20 protein-coding genes are annotated in these 20,691 nt (G+C 63.2%); 12 read left to right on the forward strand and 8 right to left on the reverse strand.

The features are described 5' to 3' along the window. Positions 1 to 4 precede the first annotated feature (4 nt). On the reverse strand, positions 5 to 916 hold the full coding sequence (locus D8767_RS12195; RefSeq protein ID WP_016711216.1) for a LysR family transcriptional regulator: 912 nt from the start codon (positions 914 to 916) through the stop codon (positions 5 to 7). Positions 917 to 1,010: 94 nt separating this feature from the next. Here D8767_RS12195 and D8767_RS12200 point away from each other — a divergent pair, with 94 nt between their 5' ends. Further along, a complete protein-coding gene (locus D8767_RS12200; RefSeq protein WP_016711215.1) occupies positions 1,011 to 2,180 on the forward strand; it encodes an MFS transporter in 1,170 nt (389 codons plus the stop codon). 52 nt (positions 2,181 to 2,232) lie between these two features. On the opposite strand, the gene D8767_RS12205 is transcribed toward D8767_RS12200, so the two are convergent. Then, positions 2,233 to 2,856: a glutathione S-transferase family protein gene (locus D8767_RS12205; protein WP_016711214.1), complete on the reverse strand. Its 624-nt coding sequence runs from the start codon at positions 2,854 to 2,856 to the stop codon at positions 2,233 to 2,235. A gap of 198 nt (positions 2,857 to 3,054) precedes the next feature. On the opposite strand from D8767_RS12205, the gene D8767_RS12210 reads away from it, so the two are divergent. Both D8767_RS12210 and D8767_RS12215 read left to right on the forward strand, forming a co-directional pair. Then, positions 3,055 to 3,357, forward strand: coding sequence for a DUF3077 domain-containing protein (locus D8767_RS12210; protein ID WP_016711213.1), 303 nt, complete (start codon positions 3,055 to 3,057; stop codon positions 3,355 to 3,357). Between the two features lie 77 nt (positions 3,358 to 3,434). Continuing rightward, a complete protein-coding gene (locus tag D8767_RS12215; RefSeq protein WP_016711212.1) occupies positions 3,435 to 4,157 on the forward strand; it encodes a hypothetical protein in 723 nt (240 codons plus the stop codon). Positions 4,158 to 4,166: 9 nt separating this feature from the next. Here D8767_RS12215 and D8767_RS12220 read toward each other — a convergent pair whose 3' ends face one another. Continuing rightward, positions 4,167 to 4,709: a WYL domain-containing protein gene (locus D8767_RS12220; RefSeq protein WP_016711211.1), complete on the reverse strand. Its 543-nt coding sequence runs from the start codon at positions 4,707 to 4,709 to the stop codon at positions 4,167 to 4,169. 119 nt (positions 4,710 to 4,828) lie between these two features. Here D8767_RS12220 and D8767_RS12225 point away from each other — a divergent pair, with 119 nt between their 5' ends. After that, a complete protein-coding gene (locus D8767_RS12225; protein WP_029380183.1) occupies positions 4,829 to 5,113 on the forward strand; it encodes a type II toxin-antitoxin system RelE/ParE family toxin in 285 nt (94 codons plus the stop codon). Between the two features lie 46 nt (positions 5,114 to 5,159). Here the strand turns inward: D8767_RS12225 and D8767_RS12230 are convergent, their stop codons facing one another. Beyond that, complete coding sequence (locus D8767_RS12230) at positions 5,160 to 6,584, reverse strand: PLP-dependent aminotransferase family protein (RefSeq protein WP_028699888.1); 1,425 nt, start codon at positions 6,582 to 6,584, stop codon at positions 5,160 to 5,162. 325 nt (positions 6,585 to 6,909) lie between these two features. Between D8767_RS12230 and D8767_RS12235 the strand changes: the two genes are divergently transcribed. Continuing rightward, the gene (locus tag D8767_RS12235; RefSeq protein ID WP_016711208.1) at positions 6,910 to 8,322 is read left to right on the forward strand and encodes an amino acid permease; all 1,413 of its coding nucleotides are present in this window, start codon (positions 6,910 to 6,912) and stop codon (positions 8,320 to 8,322) included. 3 nt (positions 8,323 to 8,325) lie between these two features. On the opposite strand, the gene D8767_RS12240 is transcribed toward D8767_RS12235, so the two are convergent. Continuing rightward, positions 8,326 to 8,505 carry a hypothetical protein gene (locus D8767_RS12240; RefSeq protein ID WP_028699887.1) on the reverse strand — a complete coding sequence of 60 codons (180 nt, stop codon included), beginning with the start codon at positions 8,503 to 8,505 and terminating at the stop codon, positions 8,326 to 8,328. 182 nt (positions 8,506 to 8,687) lie between these two features. Here D8767_RS12240 and tam point away from each other — a divergent pair, with 182 nt between their 5' ends. Further along, positions 8,688 to 9,470, forward strand: a complete 783-nt coding sequence (gene tam / locus D8767_RS12245) for a trans-aconitate 2-methyltransferase (protein WP_016711206.1) — start codon at positions 8,688 to 8,690, stop codon at positions 9,468 to 9,470. Here the strand turns inward: tam and D8767_RS12250 are convergent. Next, the gene (locus tag D8767_RS12250) at positions 9,460 to 9,831 is read right to left on the reverse strand and encodes a DUF2784 domain-containing protein (protein WP_016711205.1); all 372 of its coding nucleotides are present in this window, start codon (positions 9,829 to 9,831) and stop codon (positions 9,460 to 9,462) included. The two genes, tam and D8767_RS12250, sit on opposite strands and share 11 nt — an antisense overlap. Positions 9,832 to 9,907: 76 nt before the next feature. After that, positions 9,908 to 10,777: a LysR substrate-binding domain-containing protein gene (locus D8767_RS12255; RefSeq protein ID WP_028699885.1), complete on the reverse strand. Its 870-nt coding sequence runs from the start codon at positions 10,775 to 10,777 to the stop codon at positions 9,908 to 9,910. 243 nt (positions 10,778 to 11,020) lie between these two features. Between D8767_RS12255 and D8767_RS12260 the strand changes: the two genes are divergently transcribed. The 5 genes from D8767_RS12260 (at position 11,021) to D8767_RS12280 (ending at position 17,086) form a co-directional block, all read left to right on the forward strand. After that, the gene (locus D8767_RS12260; RefSeq protein WP_016711204.1) at positions 11,021 to 12,337 is read left to right on the forward strand and encodes an MFS transporter; all 1,317 of its coding nucleotides are present in this window, start codon (positions 11,021 to 11,023) and stop codon (positions 12,335 to 12,337) included. Between the two features lie 14 nt (positions 12,338 to 12,351). After that, positions 12,352 to 13,743, forward strand: coding sequence for an FAD-dependent oxidoreductase (locus D8767_RS12265; RefSeq protein WP_016711203.1), 1,392 nt, complete (start codon positions 12,352 to 12,354; stop codon positions 13,741 to 13,743). Between the two features lie 97 nt (positions 13,744 to 13,840). Beyond that, the gene (locus D8767_RS12270) at positions 13,841 to 14,551 is read left to right on the forward strand and encodes a YebC/PmpR family DNA-binding transcriptional regulator (protein WP_016711202.1); all 711 of its coding nucleotides are present in this window, start codon (positions 13,841 to 13,843) and stop codon (positions 14,549 to 14,551) included. Between the two features lie 96 nt (positions 14,552 to 14,647). Further along, positions 14,648 to 15,592: a LysR family transcriptional regulator gene (locus D8767_RS12275; RefSeq protein ID WP_016711201.1), complete on the forward strand. Its 945-nt coding sequence runs from the start codon at positions 14,648 to 14,650 to the stop codon at positions 15,590 to 15,592. Between the two features lie 81 nt (positions 15,593 to 15,673). After that, on the forward strand, positions 15,674 to 17,086 hold the full coding sequence (locus D8767_RS12280) for a DOPA decarboxylase (protein ID WP_028699883.1): 1,413 nt from the start codon (positions 15,674 to 15,676) through the stop codon (positions 17,084 to 17,086). A gap of 35 nt (positions 17,087 to 17,121) precedes the next feature. Here D8767_RS12280 and D8767_RS12285 read toward each other — a convergent pair whose 3' ends face one another. Further along, positions 17,122 to 18,495 carry an MFS transporter gene (locus D8767_RS12285; protein ID WP_016711199.1) on the reverse strand — a complete coding sequence of 458 codons (1,374 nt, stop codon included), beginning with the start codon at positions 18,493 to 18,495 and terminating at the stop codon, positions 17,122 to 17,124. Between the two features lie 288 nt (positions 18,496 to 18,783). Here D8767_RS12285 and quiC point away from each other — a divergent pair, with 288 nt between their 5' ends. After that, positions 18,784 to 20,691, forward strand: coding sequence for a 3-dehydroshikimate dehydratase QuiC (quiC, locus tag D8767_RS12290; protein WP_016711198.1), 1,908 nt, complete (start codon positions 18,784 to 18,786; stop codon positions 20,689 to 20,691).

Below are 20,691 nucleotides of genomic sequence, written 5' to 3' on the forward strand. Positions count from 1 at the left end.
CCCGCTACAGGGGCCTGCGCACGCTGCACGACAGCTGCTCTACCAGAAAGTCCACAAACACCCGCACCCGCGCCGGCATCGCAGAGCCGCCAACGAACACCGCATGAATCGGCTCGCGATCGTCAGGGTTGTACGCCTCCAGCAGCGGTACCAGCTGCCCGCTGGCCAGGTCATCGACCACGGTGAAGGTACCGATGCGCGCTATGCCAGCCCCCAGCCTGGCCAGTTGCGCCAGGGCTTCACCGCTGCTGCATTCGATATTGCCGGTCACCTTCAGTGAAAACACTTCGCCATTGCGGCGAAACGGCCAGTCGGGCGCGGCGCGGCGAAAGTTGAAGCGCAGGCAGTTGTGCCGGGCCAGGTCCTCAGGCACCAATGGGGTACCGCAGCGTTGCAGGTACTCGGGCGAGGCGACCACTACCTGGCCGGTTTCGCCAATGGCACGCGCACTCAACGAGCTGTCTGGCAGGTGACCGAAGCGCAGCGCCACGTCGGTCTGGCCGCCGAGAATGTCGGCAACCTCGTCGCTGAGGGTCAGGTCGACCAGCACTTGAGGATAACGCGCGCTGAACGCTGCCAGCAGCGGCACCACGGTCAGGCGGCCATGGCCAAGCGCCGCGCTGACCCGCAAACGTCCGCGTGGCACGCCTTGGTCGGTGATGGCGTCCTCTAGCTCCAGCATGTCGGCCAGCACCCGCCGCGCACCGCGCAGGTAGGCCTCACCCTCGGGGGTGAGGGTGATCGCCCGGGTGGTGCGCAGCAGCAGGCGCGTGCCCAGGCGCTGTTCGGTGCGGGCGAGGATGCGGCTGACAGCAGAAGGTGTCAGGCCCAGTGCCCGGGCGGCGGCGGACAGGCTGCCTTCTTGCGCCACCCTGGCAAAAATCTCCATCTCTCCGGATCTTCCACTGAAGTCCATTTGTGTCTCGCAGGCAAAGGTGATTCGCAAAAACGCAGTCTAGTGCGGTTTTTAAACACTTTGTAGCATTTGCGGCATAGATAAGGAGCTTGCCATGCGTATCAATCCACCTCTGGTCGCACTCGCCATCGGTGCCTTCGGCATCGGTGTCACCGAGTTCGCCCCCATGGGCATGTTGCCCAGTATCGCCACCGACCTTGGCGTTTCCATTCCTGCTGCAGGGCTGTTGGTCAGTGCCTATGCCATCGGTGTGCTGATTGGCGCGCCGCTGATGACCCTGGCCACGGTGAAGATCCCGCGACGTTACCTGTTGATCGGGCTGATGGCCATTTTCACCTTGGGCAACCTGATGTCCGCGCTGGCCAGTGACTACGCCAGCCTGCTGGTGGCCCGGGTGGTCACTTCGTTGAACCACGGCGCATTTTTCGGCATCGGCTCGATCGTTGCGGCCAGTGTGGTGCCGCCCGAAAAGCGGGCTGGTGCCGTGGCGGCGATGTTCATGGGCTTGACCCTGGCCACCATCGGAGGGGTGCCGCTGGCGACCTGGTTTGGTGAAATGCTGGGCTGGCGCACAGCGTTCTGGGGTATTGCCGGGCTTGGCCTGGTGGCGATGACCACGCTCTGGTATGCGCTGCCCAATGTTGCATTGCCCAAGGGTGATGGGGCCATGGCAGAAATCCGCGTGTTGGGCCGCGGCCCGGTATTGGCGGCCTTGCTGCTGACCGTGGTGGGTTCCAGTGCAATGTTTACTGTGTTCACCTACATCGCGCCAATCCTGCAGAACGAGGCGGCGGCGTCTACCACCTTCGTGACAGTCATGCTGGTGCTGTTCGGGGTGGGCCTGACCTTGGGGAATATGTGGGGTGGCAAGGCGGCGGACCGCTCTATCGATCGCACGCTGATGCTGTCGTTGGCGGTGCTGATTGCGGTGCTGCTGGTGTTTCCGCTGGTTCTGGCCTGGCCACTGCCGACGGCTTTGGCGGTGCTGGTCTGGGGGGGCGCCAGCTTTGCCCTGGTGCCGCCGTTGCAGATGCGGGTGATGGAAGCGGCCAAGGATGCGCCCAACCTGGCGTCGGCGGTGAACATCGGCGCGTTCAACCTGGGCAATGCGATTGGCGCGGCGCTCGGTGGCGCGGTGATCAATGCAGGGTTGGGTTACTCGGCGATTGCCCTGGCAGGGGCGGCGATGGCGGCTTTGGGGTTGGTGATGGTGCTGCTGTTTGCCTGGCGTGGTCGGGGGGTGGCGGCCCAGGTTGCGGTGTAACAAGCGGGTATCGCCGGGGCTACAGGTAGCCCCGGCGTCTTCCTTTTTGCTGTTAGGGCGTGCCGTTGCGACCATGCAGGTGATAGGCCGGGCGCTCGCTCAGGCGCTCGTAGTAATCACGTACGGCCGGCAAGTGCGGGTGCTCGAACGGTGTTTCGAACCAGCGGTTGACCGACAGGCCAACAGGGATGTCGGCCAGGGTGAACTGGCTGCCGGCCACATAGGCACCGGTGCTGGCCAGCTGGCGGTCGAGGATGTGCATGTAACGTGACCACTCGGCGCAGCCGGCGGCAAGCGCCTGTGGGTCCTGGTGGGCGGGCGAATGCCTGACCAGCGACATGAATGCATAGCTCCAGGAGCGGTTCAGGTCCGAGGCCTGCCAGTCCATCCACTGGTCGATCCTGGCCCGTGCCTGCGCCTCGCTCGGGTAGAACGCGGTGGCACCGTAGCGGTTGGCCAGGTAGCGGATGATGCTGTTGGACTCCCACAGCGTAAAGTCGCCATCCTGGATCACCGGGATCATGGCGTTGGGGTTAAGTGCTAGGAACTCGGCATGGTCGGTAGGCTGGAAGCCCGAGCCCCAGTCTTCACGCTCGAACGCGACTTCGAACTCGGCACAGGCCCACAGGACTTTCCGCACGTTGATGGAAGAGGCTCTGCCCAGTATCCGTAGCATGGTGTTCGTCCTTGTAGAGGGGGAGTTGATCGTCCGCCACTGCCCAGGGCTGGTCAAGGGGCAGATCAGCGACTGAGCGCCCCTTTAGCCGAGTTCTTGTAGTCCATTTCCGAAAGTAACCCTTTCCACCCCATTGGCCATTGTGGTCGCGCCGGCAGCCCCCTAGTCTCGGCACGCTCGTAACCCCGAGGAATGGACATGGAAAACGACACGCCCCAAAACAGCAGCAAGCTCAATGTCGTGTGCGCGGCAAGCCGGTTTGGCAATGCCAATGCCGAACTGGTGCAAATGAAACCTCAGCTGCCATTGCGCACCGCACTGATGGAAGCTTCCAGCATCATGGGTTGCATCACCGAAATCACCCGCAAGGCCATCGACAGGCCAGGTGATCGCAAAGCGATGATGCAAGCCACGTTCTATCTGGCAGGCATGGCCAAGGCACTGATCGATGGCCAGTTGCTGCAGATGCGTCAGGCGCGCGAAGGCGAAGGTGACGCCTAGCCAGGCTTGCCTGGGGGCCACGAACTTGGCAACCTTGAGCGGTTTGAAACGCGTATCACCACAGAAGGAAGCATGCATTGAGCTGGGACAAGGTGGGGAAGCTTCTCGTCGCCGTGCTGATTGGCCTGATGGTCCTGTTGGCCGCCTACGCGCTGCTCAGGGGCAACCCGCGCCTGGAGGCGTCACTGACCTATGCTTACCTCACTTACCCCAGCCAGTTCAGCGAGCGTATCAGCAAGGCCAGCGAACAGCTCAAGTACGAGCAGTTGCAGGGGCGTATCAACAGCATCGACCAAGGCGGGCTGAGCCATGATCAGGTCGAGCGGCTGATCGAAATGGCCCAGGCACCTTATGCCCAGCTGTTCGCCAAACCGTTCGAGGCCGGGCTGGTCGATCACCGTACGGGGTTGCTCATCGAGTTGCTCAACAGTGGAGACGCTCAGGTACGTCAGGTGCGCATTCGCTTGCCAGCCAAAGGGCTGGTGCAAGTGCGCGATGCTGCCGGTAACGACACGCTGCTGGAAAACGCCACCGCGCAGGTAGATATCCCGGCCATCGAACCTGGTGGCACCTGCAAGGTATGGGTGTATTTCGACGCCGACTTTTCGCAGATCCGCCAAGGCGGGGTCAGCATCAGCCACGCCGACGGTGTAGCCAATGTACAGGTGTACCACGAGGTCATCGGTTTCCCTGCCACGGTGGCCCGCTACAGCCGTGAGCTGATGGTGTTGCTGGGGGTGTTGGGGCTCAGTGTGTTGGGCCTTGGGTATGCCTGCCTCTCGCGACGTCGCGCGGTTTGACTGCGCCGGTCAACATTCGCCATCGTGCAGCGCCAAGCTCTGGCGCAACTGTTCCAGCATGGCCACGCGCAGCACGTGGGGCGCATGCACCCGGATCGAACCGGCCTGGGACAGCAGCCAGGTCATCAGCGCGCGGTTGTCGTCGACGCTCGCCTGCAGCGTGGCACCGCCATTTTCTTGTGGCGTCAGTTGCATATCCGTAGACAGTGGCTGCGCTTCCAGGCGCCGGGCCAGTACGTCATCGACCCAGGCGTGCAGTTCAATGCGCGGCGGCGGAACAAGTACGTCGGGCTGCAACTGTTGTGCTTCGTTCAGGTCCAGGCCCGGTTGCCAGTACCAGCCGTAAGGTATGCCTTTGCTGTTGCATTGCAGTGGGAACAGCGCAGCGAGCTCGACCAGGTCGCGCTCAACAGTGCGTTTGCTGGTGGTATGCCCCACGGTCTTCAGGGCGGCCTGCAACTGGGTGGAGCTCATTCCCGGGTGGCGGCCGGGCAGTAACTTGAGGAGCTGCCACTGGCGGGCGATGGTATGGCGGGTGGGGTGGCTGGGCAAAGGGCTCGTCCTTGAAGCAGGCGCCAAACCTGTCGAGTGATGGCGTATGGCTATTGCCTCAGCATACCCTTTTGCTGAATGGGATCCAAGTTTTCGGTCGAGGCATTCAGTGTCTCTGGATGACCTATAAGCTAGATTTTCTGCCTTTGGCATTAAAGGAGTGGAGCAAGCTTGGCCACACTGTGCGTGAGCAGATCAAGAAAAAACTCGGCGAGCGTTTACAATCGCCCAAGGTACAGGCCGATGCGCTGCGTGACTTGCCGAACCACTACACAATCAAGCTCAGGGCCTCCGGGTATCGTCTGGTGTATCGGGTTGAGGACGAGCGAATCGTTGTCGTAGTGGTTTCGGTTGGTAAGCGCGAGCGCAGTGGGATCTACCCTGCGGCTCAAAGCGTTAGGTGATGGCACGCTGGTGCATTCACAATATGCTCAGCGCCCGCCATACACACTACACCCCACCCCGTCGCACATGCTTCACCAGCACCTTCTCCAGCAGCTCCCACATCGCAGGCTCCGTGCTGAACGCCACATTGAACCGCATCCACCCGGTCGCCTTGGCATCCACCATGAACAACTGCCCAGGCCCAAGCATGATGCCTTTCTCCAGCGCATCATCCAGCAGCGCCGCGCTGTCCGGAATGGCCGGGTGGCGGGTCCAGATGTACATGCCTTCATCCGATTCGATGAACAGTTCAAAGCCCAATCGATGCAAATGCCGGCCAACTTCCTGATGCGCCTCGGCCAGGCGTTGGCGCAGGCGCTTGAGGTGTTTGCGCCAGCGGCCGTCGATGATCGCGGCGTACACCACGCGCTCCATCACCTGTGAGGTGGTCAGGCCCGAACGCATCTTCAGGTGCAACAGTTTCTGCATCAGCTCGGGGTTGGCCAGCATGTAGCCGACCCGCACGTTGGGCGAAATGCTCTTGGAGTAGCTGCCCACGTACACCACCTGCTGCAGGTGGTCGAGGCTGGCCAAGCAGGGCTGCGGTTCGGCGACCATGTCGGCGTACAGGTTGTTTTCCACCAAGCGGAAGCCGTGCTGGCTGGCCAGTTGCAGCAAACGGTGCAACTGCGGCAGCGGGGTGCGGGAGCAGGTCGGGCTGTGCAGGTGCGGCTGGGTGAAGAACGCGGTCGGGCGGTGGTGGGTGAGCAACTGCTCCAGTTGGTTCAGGTCGTAACCGGCCGGGGTGCGTGGCACGCCGACCAGTGTTGCGCCCTGGGTGCGCAGAATGCTCATCAGGTTGGGGTAGCCAGGGTCGTCCACCAGCACCACATCGCCTGGGCGCACCAGCGTGCGGGCGGCCAGGTCCAGGGCCTGGCTGGCGCCGTGAGTGAGCATCAGTTGCGCAGGGTTGGCGACGATCGATAGCTCTTGCTGCAGGTTTTGCGCGGTCAGTGCACGCAGCTCCATCAGGCCCATGGGGTCGCCGTAGCCTGACAATTCCAGCGGGCTGCCGGCCACCTGGCGCAGGCCGCGACGCAGGCCGTCTTCGTACATCCAGTCGTTGGGCAGCCACCCGCACCCCGGTTTGTACGGCAACTGGCGGATTTCGAAGATCTGCTGCAGGTACCACTCGGAGTTGAACGTTGGTCGACTGGTATCAGCCTCGGCGTTGTGCGTGTCCAGCAGTTCGCCCGCCGCGCGGTTGACGAAGAACCCCGCATTGCCACGGCTTACCAGCAGCCCTTGGGCGACCAGGCGGTCGTAGGCCTCGACCACGGTGAAGGTGCTCACCGAATAGCTCGCGGCAAAGGCGCGGATCGACGGCACCTTGGCGCCTGGCTTGAGGGTCTGGTTATCGATCAGCTCGCGCAGCCCGTCAATGATCTGGTTGACCAGCGGGGTTGAGGAGTCTGGATGTAATTCGAACATTCGGGGCCTTCAGGGTGCGTATCGCCTGGCGTTTGCAGGGTGTACTGCATGGGCGACCTGTACAGTGCAGTGCGAGTTTCATGCCACTGTGCATGGCTCTCTGCGTCGGACATTTTTACATTAGGTGTCGGATATCGCCACATAAAGCATGTTCAGTTCGCCCTAGGCAGCCGCCCTGGGGCGCGTCAGCAGGCCGCCATGGAAGGCCTGCGTGTGTTCGTTCACACCTTCCTGCCCGCATTAGCACTGATGTACAGGTGAAACCGCCAGCCATCGGGGTTTCACGGTTTTCCTTGGATAAAAAGAAGCACGGGGTACACAACTGATGGACGCAACATCCACAACCACCACCGCGAAAAGCGGGCACGAGAGCAAGCTCAGTGCCTCGCTGAAGTCGCGCCACCTGACGATGATGTCCATCGCCGGGGTTATTGGCGGCGCCTTGTTCGTCGGTTCCGGCAGCGTGATCCACAGCGCCGGCCCAGCCGCTGTCCTGGCCTACCTGGCGGGCGGCATCCTGGTGGTACTGATCATGCGCATGCTGGGTGAAATGGCGACTTCCTCGCCAGACACCGGCTCGTTTTCCACCTACGCCGACCGCGCCATCGGCCGCTGGGCCGGCTTCACCATCGGCTGGCTGTACTGGTGGTACTGGGTCATCCTCATGGCCTGGGAAGCCTATGTGGCGGGCAAGATCCTGCATGGCTTCTTCCCCGACGTCAGCGTCAACGTGTTCGTGCTGGCCACGACCCTGCTGCTGATCACCGTCAACTTCTTCAACGTCAAACACTACGGTGAGTTCGAGTTCTGGTTCGCCTTGATCAAGGTGATTGCGATCGTCTGCTTCCTGATCGTGTGTACCGCTGCCGTGCTGAACATCTGGCAGTTCGGTGAAGTGCGTGGCATCAGCCACCTTACCGCCGAAGGCTTCATGCCCAATGGCATCACCACCGTGATCGGTGCCTTGCTCGGGGTGATGTTTGCCTTCCTGGGTGCTGAAATCGTTACCATCGCTGCTTCCGAAGCCAAAGACCCGGCTGCGCAGATCGTCAAGGCCACCAACTCGGTAGTCTGGCGTGTGTGCCTGTTCTACGTGGGCTCGATCTTCCTGATCGTCTGCCTGGTACCGTGGAACGACCCGCACCTGGGCGTTTCCGGCTATGGCGCCTACCGCCGTACCCTGGAGCTGCTGGGCGTGCCGTATGCCGAGCTGCTGATGAACTTCGTGGTGCTGACCTCGGTGAGCAGCTGCTTGATCTCCGGCCACTACACCGCTTCGCGCATGCTGTTCTCCCTGGCCCAGCGTGGCGATGCGCCGTCGTTCTTCAAGATTACCCGCGCCGGCACCGGTGTACCGGTATACGCGATCATGGGTTCGTGCGCCGTGGCCGTGGTGTGTGCGCTGATCAACTTCAGCGAGACCCTGCGCCCGAAAGACGTACTGGAAACCCTGATGAACACCACCGGCATGATCGCCCTGTTGGTGTACCTGGTCATCGCCTTCTCGCAGCTGCGCATGCGCCGCAAGCTGATTGCCGAAGGCAAGGAAGTGCGCCTGAAGATGTGGCTGTTCCCGTGGCTGACCTACCTGGTGATCGCGTTCATCGTGGCAGCCCTGGTGACCATGGCCTTCATGCCTGACTACCAGATCCTGGTGATCTCCACCGGTATCGCTGCGGCGATCGTAGTGGCGATGGGTGTGGTGCACCAGATCCGGTCTGGCAGCAAGCAGCACTAAGCGTCACTCGCTTTTCGAAACGGCCGGCTCCCTTGGGGACCCGGCCGTTTCGCGTTGCTGGGCCTGGGCTTTTTCTGCGGGCATGTGGAAGCGCTGGTTCATCCAGGGCGAGCCGAGCAGGGCGGCGGCGGCGATCAGGGCCAGGATGGCGAGGGCGATGTAGGTTTTCATGGGTGTGCGCATAAATGGACTGACTTCAAGCCTAGGTGGTCAGTTCCGGCCTCATCGCCGGCAATCCAGCTCCCACGGATACTGCACCAACATCAGGCTCTGCGCCGTACCTGGAAGCTGGCTTGCCGGCGATAGGGCTCCTACAGTCGGCAGATGGCATATGCTAGACACATCGCCCGCCCAAGGAGCCCGACATGGCTTGGTCCGCCACCCAGTATTCCCTGTTCGAAGATGAACGTACCCGCGCTGTGCGCGACCTGCTTGCTGCCATCCCGACTCCGCCGCGTCCGGTGCGCCACGCTACCGACCTGGGCTGCGGCCCGGGCAACTCCACCGAAGTGCTGCTGCAACGTTACCCCGATGCCCAGGTAACCGCCCTGGACAGCGACCCGGACATGATCGACAAGGCCCGTGAGCGCAAACGGTTGTGCATCCCCCGGGTACGCACGGCCGTCGCGGACATTGCCGGCTGGTCCGCCCCGGAACCGCAAGACCTGATCCTGGCCAATGCCTCGCTGCAGTGGGTACCCGACCACGCGTCGCTGTACCCGCACCTGGTGCGCCAGCTGAGCGGAGGCGCTAGCCTGGCCGTGCAGACCCCGGACAACCTTGACGAACCGGCCCACCGGCAATTGCGCGAGATTGCCAGCCAAGGCCCCTGGGCGGCGAAGTTCGCCGATTTCCAGCTGCCACCACGGCACAGCGCAGCGTTCTACTACGACCTGCTCAGCCCATTGTGCGCGAGGGTGGATGTGTGGCGCACCACCTATCACCACCCGCTGCCGGGTGGCGCCGAAGCGGTGGTGGAGTGGTTCAAGGGTTCGGCCCTGCGGCCTTATCTGGCCAAGCTTGATGAACAGGAGCAGGCCGACTTCCTGCAGATGTACCTGCAGGCCATGCAGCGAGACTACCCACCGGCCACCGATGGCAAGGTACTGCTGCCGTTCCCGCGGTTGTTCGTGATCGCTACCCGCTAGGGTGGCGCCAGCGCCAGGCCACGTAACTGTAAACGCCGAGGTTGAGCAGCAGCACAACGCAACCCAGCAGCAGCTGGAGGTGCGGCGTCAGCCCGGCGGGGTAGATCAGCGGCCAGATATAGTGCTCGACGAAACCGCCTTGGTAGCCGGCGTCACCGGCCGCGCTACGCATGTGGTTTTCCCAGGTGGTGAGCGGGCAGCCCAGGTGCAGGCATTCCACCGCAAGGCCCCAGGCCAGGGCTGGCAAATGGACGAGCAGGGCGGGGCGCCACGTGAGCACCAGCAGGCCGCCGAACAGCACCAGCAGGATGAAGGCCAGGTGCAGCAGGACCAGGGTGTCGGCGGCAAGGCGGTAAAGCATGGGTGATGAATTCGTGGTAAGAGATTAGAGGTTATCCCAGCATAGTTGGGTTGCCCGTGCTGGCCTCTTCGCGGGCTTACATCCCTTCCTCGACCATCTGCAAAAAGGTCGCCACGACCCGTCGCGTGCGCTGCTCGCTCAGGCAAACCAACGTCTCGGTCAAATGCCGCTGGCAGTCCACAATCGGCAGCGCACACACCCGCGCATCGGCGCCAAACTCCGCCGCCGACACCACCCCCACGCCAATCCCCACCACCACCGCTTCCCGCGCCGCCTCGCGGCCTTCCACCTGGATCGCCGGGCGAATCCGCAGCCCGGCCCGCTGCATTTCTTCTTCCAGGGTCTGGCGCGTCACCGAGCCAGGCTCGCGCAGCACCAGCGGTGTGTCGTCCAGGTCGGCCAGGCTGATCGAACCACGGCTGGCCCACGGGTGGTGGTGGGAAACGAATGCCACCATCGGGTCGCGGCGCAGGGGCAGGCAATGCAGCCGCTCATCGTCCACATCCCGGCCCAGCAGCGCCAGGTCGGCCTGGTAGCTGAACAGCCGGGCCAGTGACTCATCGGTGTTGCCGGTCTCGATCTTCACCTGGATGCCCGGGTAGCGCTGGCAGAAGCGAGCGATCTGCGGCAGCACGTGCACCGGCGCATCCACCGCCAGCACCAGGCTGCCGGTGTGCAGGGCACGCGAATCCTGCAGCAGGTCATGGGCTTGGGCTTCGCAGGCGAACAGGCGCTGGCTGATGCCCAGCAAGCGCTCACCGAGGTCGGTCAACTGCACCGAACGCTTGTTGCGGTGGAACAGCAAAACGCCGAAGCGTTCCTCCAGCTTGCGCACCTGGTCCGACACCGCAGGCTGGGTAAGAAACAGCTTTTCTGCCGCGCGGGTAAAGCTGCCGTGCACGGCCACCGCATGGAAGGCCTTGAGTTGTGCGTGGGAAACCGACATGACCACCTCAGTAACAAGCTGAGCTTATGTGTGAAATACGATAAATCGATTTTATTTATCTTAGCGCAACTGTTTCCATGCCTGTCAGCCCGACGCTGGCACCACGAATGCCGCCAGGGCCATGGTGCCCACACGGTGCCATCTGACCCGATGACAGCCTCGTCATCGCTGTGCGTAACACAAGAACAAGACAGGCGTTTCTTCACATTCTGCCGGCACACTTGAGCAAGAGGTCAGACGTACATGAATCAATCACTAGCCGCGTTCAAACGCTGGCGCATCCAGATTTTCGCCATCACCTGGCTGGCCTACGCCGCCTTCTACTTCACCCGCAAAGCCTTCTCGGTGGCCAAGCTGGGCATCGCCGAAGACCCCAACTTCATGCTCGACAAGGCCGCCATGGCCAACCTCGACGCCATCTACCTGGCCGCTTACGCCGTTGGCCAGTTCACCTGGGGCATGCTCGCCGACCGCTTTGGCCCGCGTGTGGTGGTGCTGGGCGGGTTGCTGATTTCCGCCGTGGCGGCGGTGGTGATGGGCAGTTACGCCACCTTCCCGATCTTTGCCACCTGCATGCTGGTGCAAGGCCTGGCGCAATCCACCGGTTGGGCCGGGTTGTGCAAGAACATCGGCAGCTTCTTCCCGGCTTCGCAGCGCGGGCGAGTACTGGGTTTGTGGAGTTCCTGCTATGCCTTCGGCGGCCTGGTGGCTTCGCCGTTCGCGGGTTGGTGGGCCTACACACTGGTCGGCACCTGGCACGCGGCGTTCTTCTCCAGTGCCGCCGTGGTGGCGCTGGTGGCCGTGCTGTTCTTCATCCTGCAGCGCAACAAACCTGAAGATGTCGGCCTGCCGGCGGTAGAGCCCGAGCCGCAGAGCATGGCCCTGGCCGGCAACCTTTGCAGCGTGTGGGCGCCGCTGAAAGAGATCCTGCGCAACCGTACCGTGCTGACGCTAGGCCTGGCGTACTTCCTGCTCAAACCCGCGCGCTACGCCATCCTGCTGTGGGGGCCAGTGATCGTCTTCGAGCAGATGCCTTCGGTGGGCAAGGTGGGTGCGGCAATCATCCCGACCGCCTTTGAACTGGCCGGGCTGCTGGGCCCGATCATCATTGGCCTGGCCTCCGACAAACTGTTCGGCGCCCGCCGCATGCCGGCTTGCGTGATCAGCCTGGTGTTGCTGACGGTGACCCTGGCGGCCTTCATGGCGGCCATGCACACCGGCAGCGTGATGCTGGTGGTGGCGTTGCTTTTCGTCATGGGCCTGACCCTGTACGGGCCAGATTCGATGATCAGCGGCGCGGCGGCCATCGACTTCGGTACTGCCAAGGCCGGTGCGACTGCCGCGGGCTTCGTCAACGGCTGTGGCTCGGTGGGGGCGGTGCTGGGTGGGCTCCTGCCGGGGTACTTCGATGGTGTCACGGTGTTCATCGTGTTCGCCGGCTGCGCGCTGTTCTCGGCGTTGGTGCTGCTGCCGCACTGGAACAGCCGCCCGGCCAGCACCCCGCAAAGCGCTGACGTGGCACCGAATACCAGCATGGCAATCAAGCCACTGCGTACCTAAAGGAAAGCAAGCGAATGAGACCCTTCTGGCTGCAACAGGCCCTGGATTCGGCGCAGGAGGCGGTGTGCCCACCGCTGCAAGGCGATACCCGTTGCGATGTGTGCATCGTCGGCGGCGGCTACACCGGCCTGTGGACAGCACTGATGCTCAAGGAGGCGGTGCCGGCGCTGGATATCGTGCTGATCGAAGCCGATATCTGCGGCGCCGGCGCCAGTGGCCGCAACGGCGGTTGCGCATTGTCCTGGTCGGCCAAGTACTTCACCCTCGAACGCCTGTTCGGGGTGGCCGAGGCGGTACGCCTGGTGCGCGAGTCGGAGCGCAGCATCGGTGATATCGGTACGTTCTGCGCGGCCAATGGCATCGACTGCGACTACCGCCTGGATGGCACATTGTACACCGCCACCAACGCCGCTCAGGTCGGCGCCACCGATGCAGTGATCGCGGCGCTGGAGCAGAAGGGCATCAACTCGTTTCGCCGCCTGCCGCTGGACCTAGTCCAGCGTCTGGCGGGTTCGGCAAGGCACTTGGAGGGCTGGTTCTCGCCAGCTGCCGCCACGGTGCAGCCGGGCAGGCTGGTGCGTGGCCTGCGCCGGGTGGCGTTACAGCGCGGCGTGCGCATTCATGAAGGCACGGCCATGAGTGGCCTGGAGCACGGCGCCCCGGTGCAGGTGCGCACGGCCCATGGCACGGTGCGCGCCGACCGCGTGGTGTTGGGCCTCAACGCCTGGATGGCGCGGGCTTTCCCGCAGTTCGAGCGCAGCGTGGCGATCGTATCCAGTGACATGGTAATCACCGAGCCGTGCCCCGAGCTGCTGCGCGAGATCGGCCTGGACAGCGGCATCAGCGTGCTCGACTCGCGCATTTTCGTGCACTACTACCACAACACCTCCGATGGCCGGCTGATGCTTGGCAAAGGCGGCAATACCTTTGCCTATGGCGGGCGCATGCTGCCGGTGTTCGACCAGCCGTCGCCATACCGGCCGCTGCTGCGCGAAAGCCTGGGCGGGTTTTTCCCGGCCTTGGCCGAAGTGCCGCTGGCGGCCAGCTGGAACGGGCCGTCGGACCGCTCGGTGACCGGCTTGCCGTTTTTTGGCCTGCTGGACGGGCAGGGCAACGTTTTCTATGGCTTTGGCTATTCGGGCAGTGGTGTGGGGCCTTGCCATATGGGCGGGCAGATTCTGTCGTCGCTGGCGCTGGGGCTCGACAACCCATGGACCCGTTCGCCGCTGGTCAAGGGGCCGCTGGGGCTGTTCCCGCCCGAGCCTGTGCGCTACCTGGGTTCGCTGATGGTGCGCAATGCCATCCGCCGCAAGGAGCGCGCCGAAGACCTCGGCATGCGGCCGCGACGGCTGGATGTGTGTCTGGCACGGTTTGCCGCGGCAGCGGGCAAGGCCGATAAAAGCTGATGAGATTTCTTGTCGATCCCATGCATGAGGGCGTATAAAATGCACCCACTTTTGGCCGGTCGCTTCCTGAACCGGCCGCTGAAACAAGAGAGTCGACATGGGCGCACAGTGGAAAGCCAAACATAGAGAAACAGCGGCCAATGCCAAAGGCAAGGTCATGGGCAAGCTGTCCAAGGAAATCCAGATCGCGGCCAAGTCGGGCGCCGATCCTGATATGAACCCGCGCCTGCGCCTGGCCATCGTGCAAGCCAAAAAGGCCTCGATGACCCGCGAGACGCTGGAGCGTGCGATTCGCAAGGGCGCGGGCCTGGACGGTGATGCCGTGCAGTACCACGCCGTCAGCTACGAAGGCTTTGCACCGCACCAGGTGCCACTGATCGTCGAGTGCCTGACCGACAACGTCAACCGTACCGTCGCGCAAATCCGCGTACTGTTCCGCAAAGGCCAGCTGGGTGCCAGCGGTTCGGTGGCCTGGGACTTCAACCACGTCGGCCTGATCGAAGCTACTCCGGAAGGCGATGCCGACCCGGAAATGGCAGCCATCGAAGCCGGCGCCCAGGATTTCGAGGAAGGTGAAGAAGAGGGTTCGACCCTGTTCATTACCGACACCACCGACCTGGACGCGGTACAGAAGGCCCTGCCGGAGCATGGCTTTACCGTGACCTCGGCGAAGATTGGCTACACCCCGAAAAACCCGGTGAGTGCGGCCAGCCTGAGCGCTGAAGCATTGGCTGAGGTGGAAGCGTTCCTCGAGGCGATCGACGAGAATGATGATGTGCAGAACGTGTACGTCGGTTTGACTGACTAATTTGTGTATCCGGGGCCGCTTTGCGGCCCTTCGCGGCGGTTCGGCGCACCGACTTGCCCGCGAATAGGCCCTTGAATGCCACCGCAGGCAGCCTGCATGAACCCCACCTTCGCCTCCCTCAGCCTCGCCCACCTGCGCACCCTCGACCACCTGCTACAGCTGAAAAACCTCAGCCACGCCGCCGAGCGCCTGGGCGTCAGCCAGTCGGCCCTGAGCCGCCAGCTGGCCCTCCTGCGCGAAGCCTTCGACGATCCGCTGCTGGTACGCCAAGGCCGCGGCTACGTATTGAGCGAACACGCCGAAGCCCTTGTCGAACCCCTTCGCCAGGTGCTCGAAGAACTACAGGCTCTGCGTCAGCCCGCGGTGTTCGACCCGGTACGCTGCGAGCGGCGTTTCTGCTTGGCTGCTTCGGACTACGTGGCCGAGCACATGTTGCCGCTACTGGTGGCCGCGCTGGAGCGCGAAGCACCGGGCGTATCGCTGGAGTACCGTACCTGGCAGGCCGGCCAGTACGCCTTGCTGGCCAGCGGCGAGATTGACCTGGCCACCACCCTGTTCGACGAGTCGCCGCCCAATCTGCACGGGCGTCTGCTGGGCGAGGACCGCGCCGTGTGCCTGATGCGTCACGACCACCCGCTAGCTGCCCATGCCGCACTCAGCCAGGCCGATTACCTGGCGCACAAGCATGTGCGTATTTCCGGCGGCGGCGACAAGGACAGCTTCATCGACCGCCACCTGCGCGCCCAAGGCTTGCAGCGGCGGGTCAGCCTGGAAGTGCCGTTTTTCTCCGCCACTGTGCAGGTGATCGCCAACAGCCAGGCCGTGGCAACCGTGCCCGAGCACATTGCCCGGCAACTGTGCCGCTTGCATGATCTGGCCTGGCGGCCGCTGGGTTTTATCGACCACAGCCAGCGCTACTGGGTGGTGTGGCACCAGCGCCTGCAGGCCTCGGCCGAGCACCGCTGGTTGCGCAACCGGGTGTTCGAGCTGTGGCGACAGTCGCAGTTTGGCGTGCAGGGTGGGCATGCGGGTTTGCCATAGCTGGTATGCGCAAGGCGGGGTTATTCGCTTCGGCACAGGTGCCTAGACTGGGGGCAGTGGAAAAACCACAGGAGCCCCCACGTGACCCCCGAACAATTTCGTCAGTACGGCCATCAATTGATCGACCTGATCGCCGACTACCGCCAAACCGTCGGCGAGCGCCCGGTCATGGCCCAGGTTGAACCCGGCTACCTCAAGGCTGCCTTACCCGCAACTGCGCCTCGGCAAGGCGAACCCTTCGAGGCCATCCTCGATGACGTCAACCAGCTGGTCATGCCCGGCCTGTCCCATTGGCAGCACCCGGACTTCTACGGCTACTTCCCCTCCAATGGCACCCTGTCTTCCGTATTGGGCGATTTCCTCAGCACCGGTCTGGGCGTGCTGGGTCTGTCTTGGCAATCCAGCCCGGCACTGAGCGAGCTGGAAGAAACCACCCTCGACTGGCTGCGTCAGCTGCTGGGCCTGTCTGGCCAGTGGAGCGGGGTGATCCAGGACACCGCGTCGACCAGCACCCTGGTGGCGCTGATCAGTGCCCGTGAACGCGCGACCGACTACGCCTTGGTACGCGGCGGCCTGCAGGCCGAAGCCAGACCTTTGATCGTGTATGTCAGTGCCCATGCCCACAGCTCGGTAGACAAGGCCGCGCTGCTGGCAGGTTTTGGCCGCGACAATATCCGCCTCATCCCCACAGACGAACATTACGCCTTGCGCCCAGAGGCCTTGCGGGCGGCGATCGAGCAGGACCTGGCTGCAGGCAACCAACCTTGCGCGGTCGTGGCCACCACTGGCACCACGGCCACCACCGCCCTTGACCCGCTGCGCCCGATCGGTGAAGTCGCCCAGGCCCATGGTTTGTGGCTGCATGTGGACTCGGCCATGGCCGGTTCCGCGATGATCCTGCCTGAGTGCCGCTGGATGTGGGATGGCATCGAGCTGGCCGATTCGGTGGTGGTCAATGCGCACAAGTGGCTGGGTGTGGCCTTCGATTGCTCGATCTATTACGTGCGCGATCCGCAGCACCTGATTCGGGTGATGAGCACCAACCCCAGCTATCTGCAATCGGCGGTGGATGGCGAGGTGAAGAACCTGCGTGACTGGGGCATCCCGCTGGGCCGACGGTTCCGCGCGTTGAAGCTGTGGTTCATGCTGCGCAGCGAGGGCGTTGACGCATTGCAGGCGCGGTTGCGGCGCGATCTGGACAATGCCCGATGGTTGGCGGGGCAGGTTGGGGAGGCGGCTGAGTGGGAGGTGTTGGCGCCGGTGCAGTTGCAGACCCTGTGCATTCGCCATCGGCCGGCAGGGCTGGAAGGGGAGGCGCTGGATGCGCATACCAAGGGGTGGGCCGACCGACTGAATGCTTCTGGCGATGCCTATGTGACGCCAGCGACACTGGATGGGCGGTGGATGGTGCGGGTTTCGATTGGTGCGCTGCCGACTGAGCGAGGGGATGTCGAGCGACTGTGGGCGCGCTTGCAGGAAGTGGTTGAAGGTTGAAACTGCCGGGGCCGCAACGCGGCCCCGACAATCTGTCAGTGGCTCACTGCCTGAAAGCTACCTTTACGGCTAGCCTCGTAAGCATCCTTTTCCATCGGCTTGGCGTCCGGGTTACCCAGGTCTTCCATCGCCAGGCGATGGGTTTCCGGGGCAATGTAGGCCGCCAGGGCGCACACGCAGGTAATGAAGAACGCCAGGCTACCCACCACCAGCGGGATGTTGTCCGAGCCAGGCGGTGCGACCAGGGCGAACAGCGCTGGCAGCATGGCGGTCAGCATGGTGCCGATGTTCTGTGCGATGGCCATGGCCGATACGCGGTAGCGGGTGTGGAACAGCTCTGGGTAGAAGCTTGGGAACACCGCGTTGTAACCCTGGTAGACCATGCCCCACATGATGATCGATGCGGCAAACGCCATGGGCACGTTCTGGATGCTGATTGCGTACAGGTAGACGAACGCCAGCAGGCCAGAGCCCAGGCAACCGGCGATCATGGTCGGGCGACGGCCGATCTTGTCCGACAGGTTACCCACGAACGGAATCACCAGCACCGCGACGATGTTGCCGACCACCGGGATCCACAGGTACACGCTCTTGTCGAAGCCGATGCCATAGGCTGGCTGCACCGCGTAGGCCGCACCGAAGATGGTGGCCACCACCGGGATCACGTTCATCAGGGCCATGAACATCACCAGCACCATGTGCTTCCAGCTGTGGCGGAAGGCCTCGCTGATGGGCGACTTGGCAACCTTGTCCTGCTTCTCTTCCTTCACGAACGCCGGGGTTTCGTGCACTTCCTTACGGATGATGAAACCGGCAATCAGCACGATGGCGCTCATCAGGAACGGAATGCGCCAGCCCCATTCGGTGAAGGCTTCGCTAGGCATGAAGTAGGCCAGTGGCAGGAACACCGCCGCGGCCAGCACCTGGCCAGCCTGCACGCCTTGCAGGGTAAAGCTGGCGTAATAGCCTCTTCGGCCGAATGGCGCGTGCTCCATGATCATGGAACTGGCACCGGAAATTTCCCCGGCCACGGCAAAGCCCTGGATCAGGCGCAGCACCACCAGCAAGGCCGGGGCGAGGTAACCGATGTCGTGGTAGGTGGGCAGCAGGCCGACGGCCATGGTCGACAAGCCCATCAGGAACATGCACAGCAGCAGGACGTTCTTGCGCCCGCGAGTGTCACCCCAGTGGCCCAGTACGAAGGCACCGACCGGGCGCGCCAGGTAGCCCACGCCGTACGTGGCCAACGAGGCAATGATGGCCATTTTTGGGTCGGTATTGGGGAAGAAGATCTGCGGGAAAATCAGCGCAGCGGCCTGGGCGTAGATGAAGAAGTCGTAGTACTCGAGTGCCGAGCCTATCCATCCACTGGCGGTCGCTTTTTTGGCTTGCGAGCTGGAGTGAGCCATCGTTGTCTCCGTTGTTATTGTTGTTTGCGCAGGTTCCGCCATCGGTTCACCAAGGCAGGAGGCAGTGGTCGGTGTGCCTGCGTCTGGGTCTCATGTTGACCGCAGGGCCAGCGGTCTAGCAATTCGCTAAATTGGGTTTTGTGCGATAATCGAACGCAAAACTAACCGTTCCGTACAAAGAGATTGAAGCGGCGACTTTACCTGCGAATAATCGATCGTGCCATAAACTGTGACAGTGGTTTTTACCTGACTGGCACCGTCATTTTCTAACAACAAGGAACTCCCGCCATGCAGCGTTCGATCGCTACCGTGTCCTTGAGCGGCACCCTGCCGGAAAAGCTCGAAGCCATCGCCGCCGCCGGTTTTGACGGCGTCGAGATCTTCGAAAACGACCTGCTCTATTACGCCGGCAGCCCTCGCCAGGTGCGCCAGATGTGCGCTGATCTTGGCATTGCCATTACCCTGTTCCAGCCGTTTCGCGACTTTGAAGGCTGCCGCCGCGACCGGCTGCAGAAAAACCTCGACCGCGCCGAACGCAAGTTCGACCTGATGCAGGAGCTGGGCACCGACCTGGTGCTGGTGTGCAGTAACGTCCAGGCCGATGCTCTGGGCGAAGAACAGTTGCTGGTCGATGACCTGCGCCTGCTGGCCGAGCACGCCGGCAAGCGCGGCCTGCGCATTGGTTACGAAGCGCTGGCCTGGGGCCGCCACGTCAACACCTACCAGCAAGTGTGGAACCTGGTGCGCCAGGCCGACCACCCGGCCCTCGGGGTGATCCTCGACAGTTTCCATACCTTGTCCCTGAAGGGTGACCCCAGCGCGATCCGCGACATCCCCGGTGACAAGATTTTCTTCGTGCAGATGGCCGACGCGCCGATTCTGGCCATGGATGTGCTGGAGTGGAGCCGCCACTTCCGGTGCTTCCCGGGGCAGGGTGAAATGGACATGGCCGGCTTTCTGGCGCCGATCCTCGCCACCGGTTACCGTGGCCCGCTATCGCTGGAAATCTTCAATGACGGGTTCCGCGCTGCGCCGCCACGGCAAAATGCCGCTGATGGCCTGCGCTCGCTGTTGTACCTCGAAGAGCAGACCCGCCTGCGCCTGGAACAGGAAAACACGCCGATCGAACCTGGCGTGCTGTTCACCCCGCCAGCGGCGAGCACCTATGACGGTGTGGAGTTCCTCGAATTCGCGGTTGACGAAGCTGTTGGCGCGCGTCTGGCCAGCTGGCTGAAGCGCCTGGGTTTTGCCGAAGCTGGCAAACACCGCAGCAAAGAAGTGCAGTTGCTGCGCCAGGGCGATATCAACATTGTGTTGAACGCCGAACCGTATTCCTTCGGCCACAACTTCTTCGAGGCCCACGGCCCGTCGCTGTGCGCCACCGCGCTGCGGGTCAAGGACCAGCAAGCAGCCCTGAAGCGCGCGACTGCCTACCGTGGCCAGCCGTTCCGGGGCTTGGTCGGCCCTAACGAATGTGAAGTACCGGCGGTGCGTGCCCCGGATGGTAGCTTGCTGTACCTAGTGGAGCAGGGCACCGCTGGGCAGACGCTGTACGATACCGATTTCAGCCTGGACAAGAGCGCCACCGCCACCGGTGGCCTGCGCCGCATCGATCACATGGCCCTGGCCTTGCCGGCCGAGTCGCTGGACAGCTGGGTGCTGTTCTACAAGACCCTGTTCGATTTCGCCGCGGATGACGAAGTGGTGCTGCCAGACCCGTACGGCCTGGTCAAGAGCCGCGCGCTGCGTAGCCAGTGTGGCACCTTGCGCCTGCCGCTGAACATTTCGGAAAACCGCAACACCGCCATCGCTCATGCGCTGTCCAGCTACCGCGGTTCGGGCGTGCATCACATCGCCTTCGATTGCGACGATATCTTCCGCGAAGTGGCGCGCGCCAAGCTGGCTGGTGTGCCGTTGCTGGAAATCCCGCTGAACTACTACGACGACCTGGCAGCACGCTTCGATTTCGACGACGAGTTCCTCAGCGAGTTGGCGTATTACAACGTGCTGTACGACCGCGATGCCCAGGGCGGCGAGCTGTTCCACGTGTACACCGAACCGTTCGAGGAGCGATTCTTCTTCGAGATCATCCAGCGCAAGGGTGGCTATGCCGGTTACGGCGCGGCCAACGTCGCGGTGCGTCTGGCCGCCATGGCCAAAGCCCGCAGCGGGGTGGCGCGCAAGCCTGTGCTCTGA

The sequence above is a fragment of the Pseudomonas sp. LTGT-11-2Z genome, assembly GCF_003691445.1.
Classification (GTDB): Bacteria; Pseudomonadota; Gammaproteobacteria; order Pseudomonadales; family Pseudomonadaceae; genus Aquipseudomonas; species Aquipseudomonas monteilii.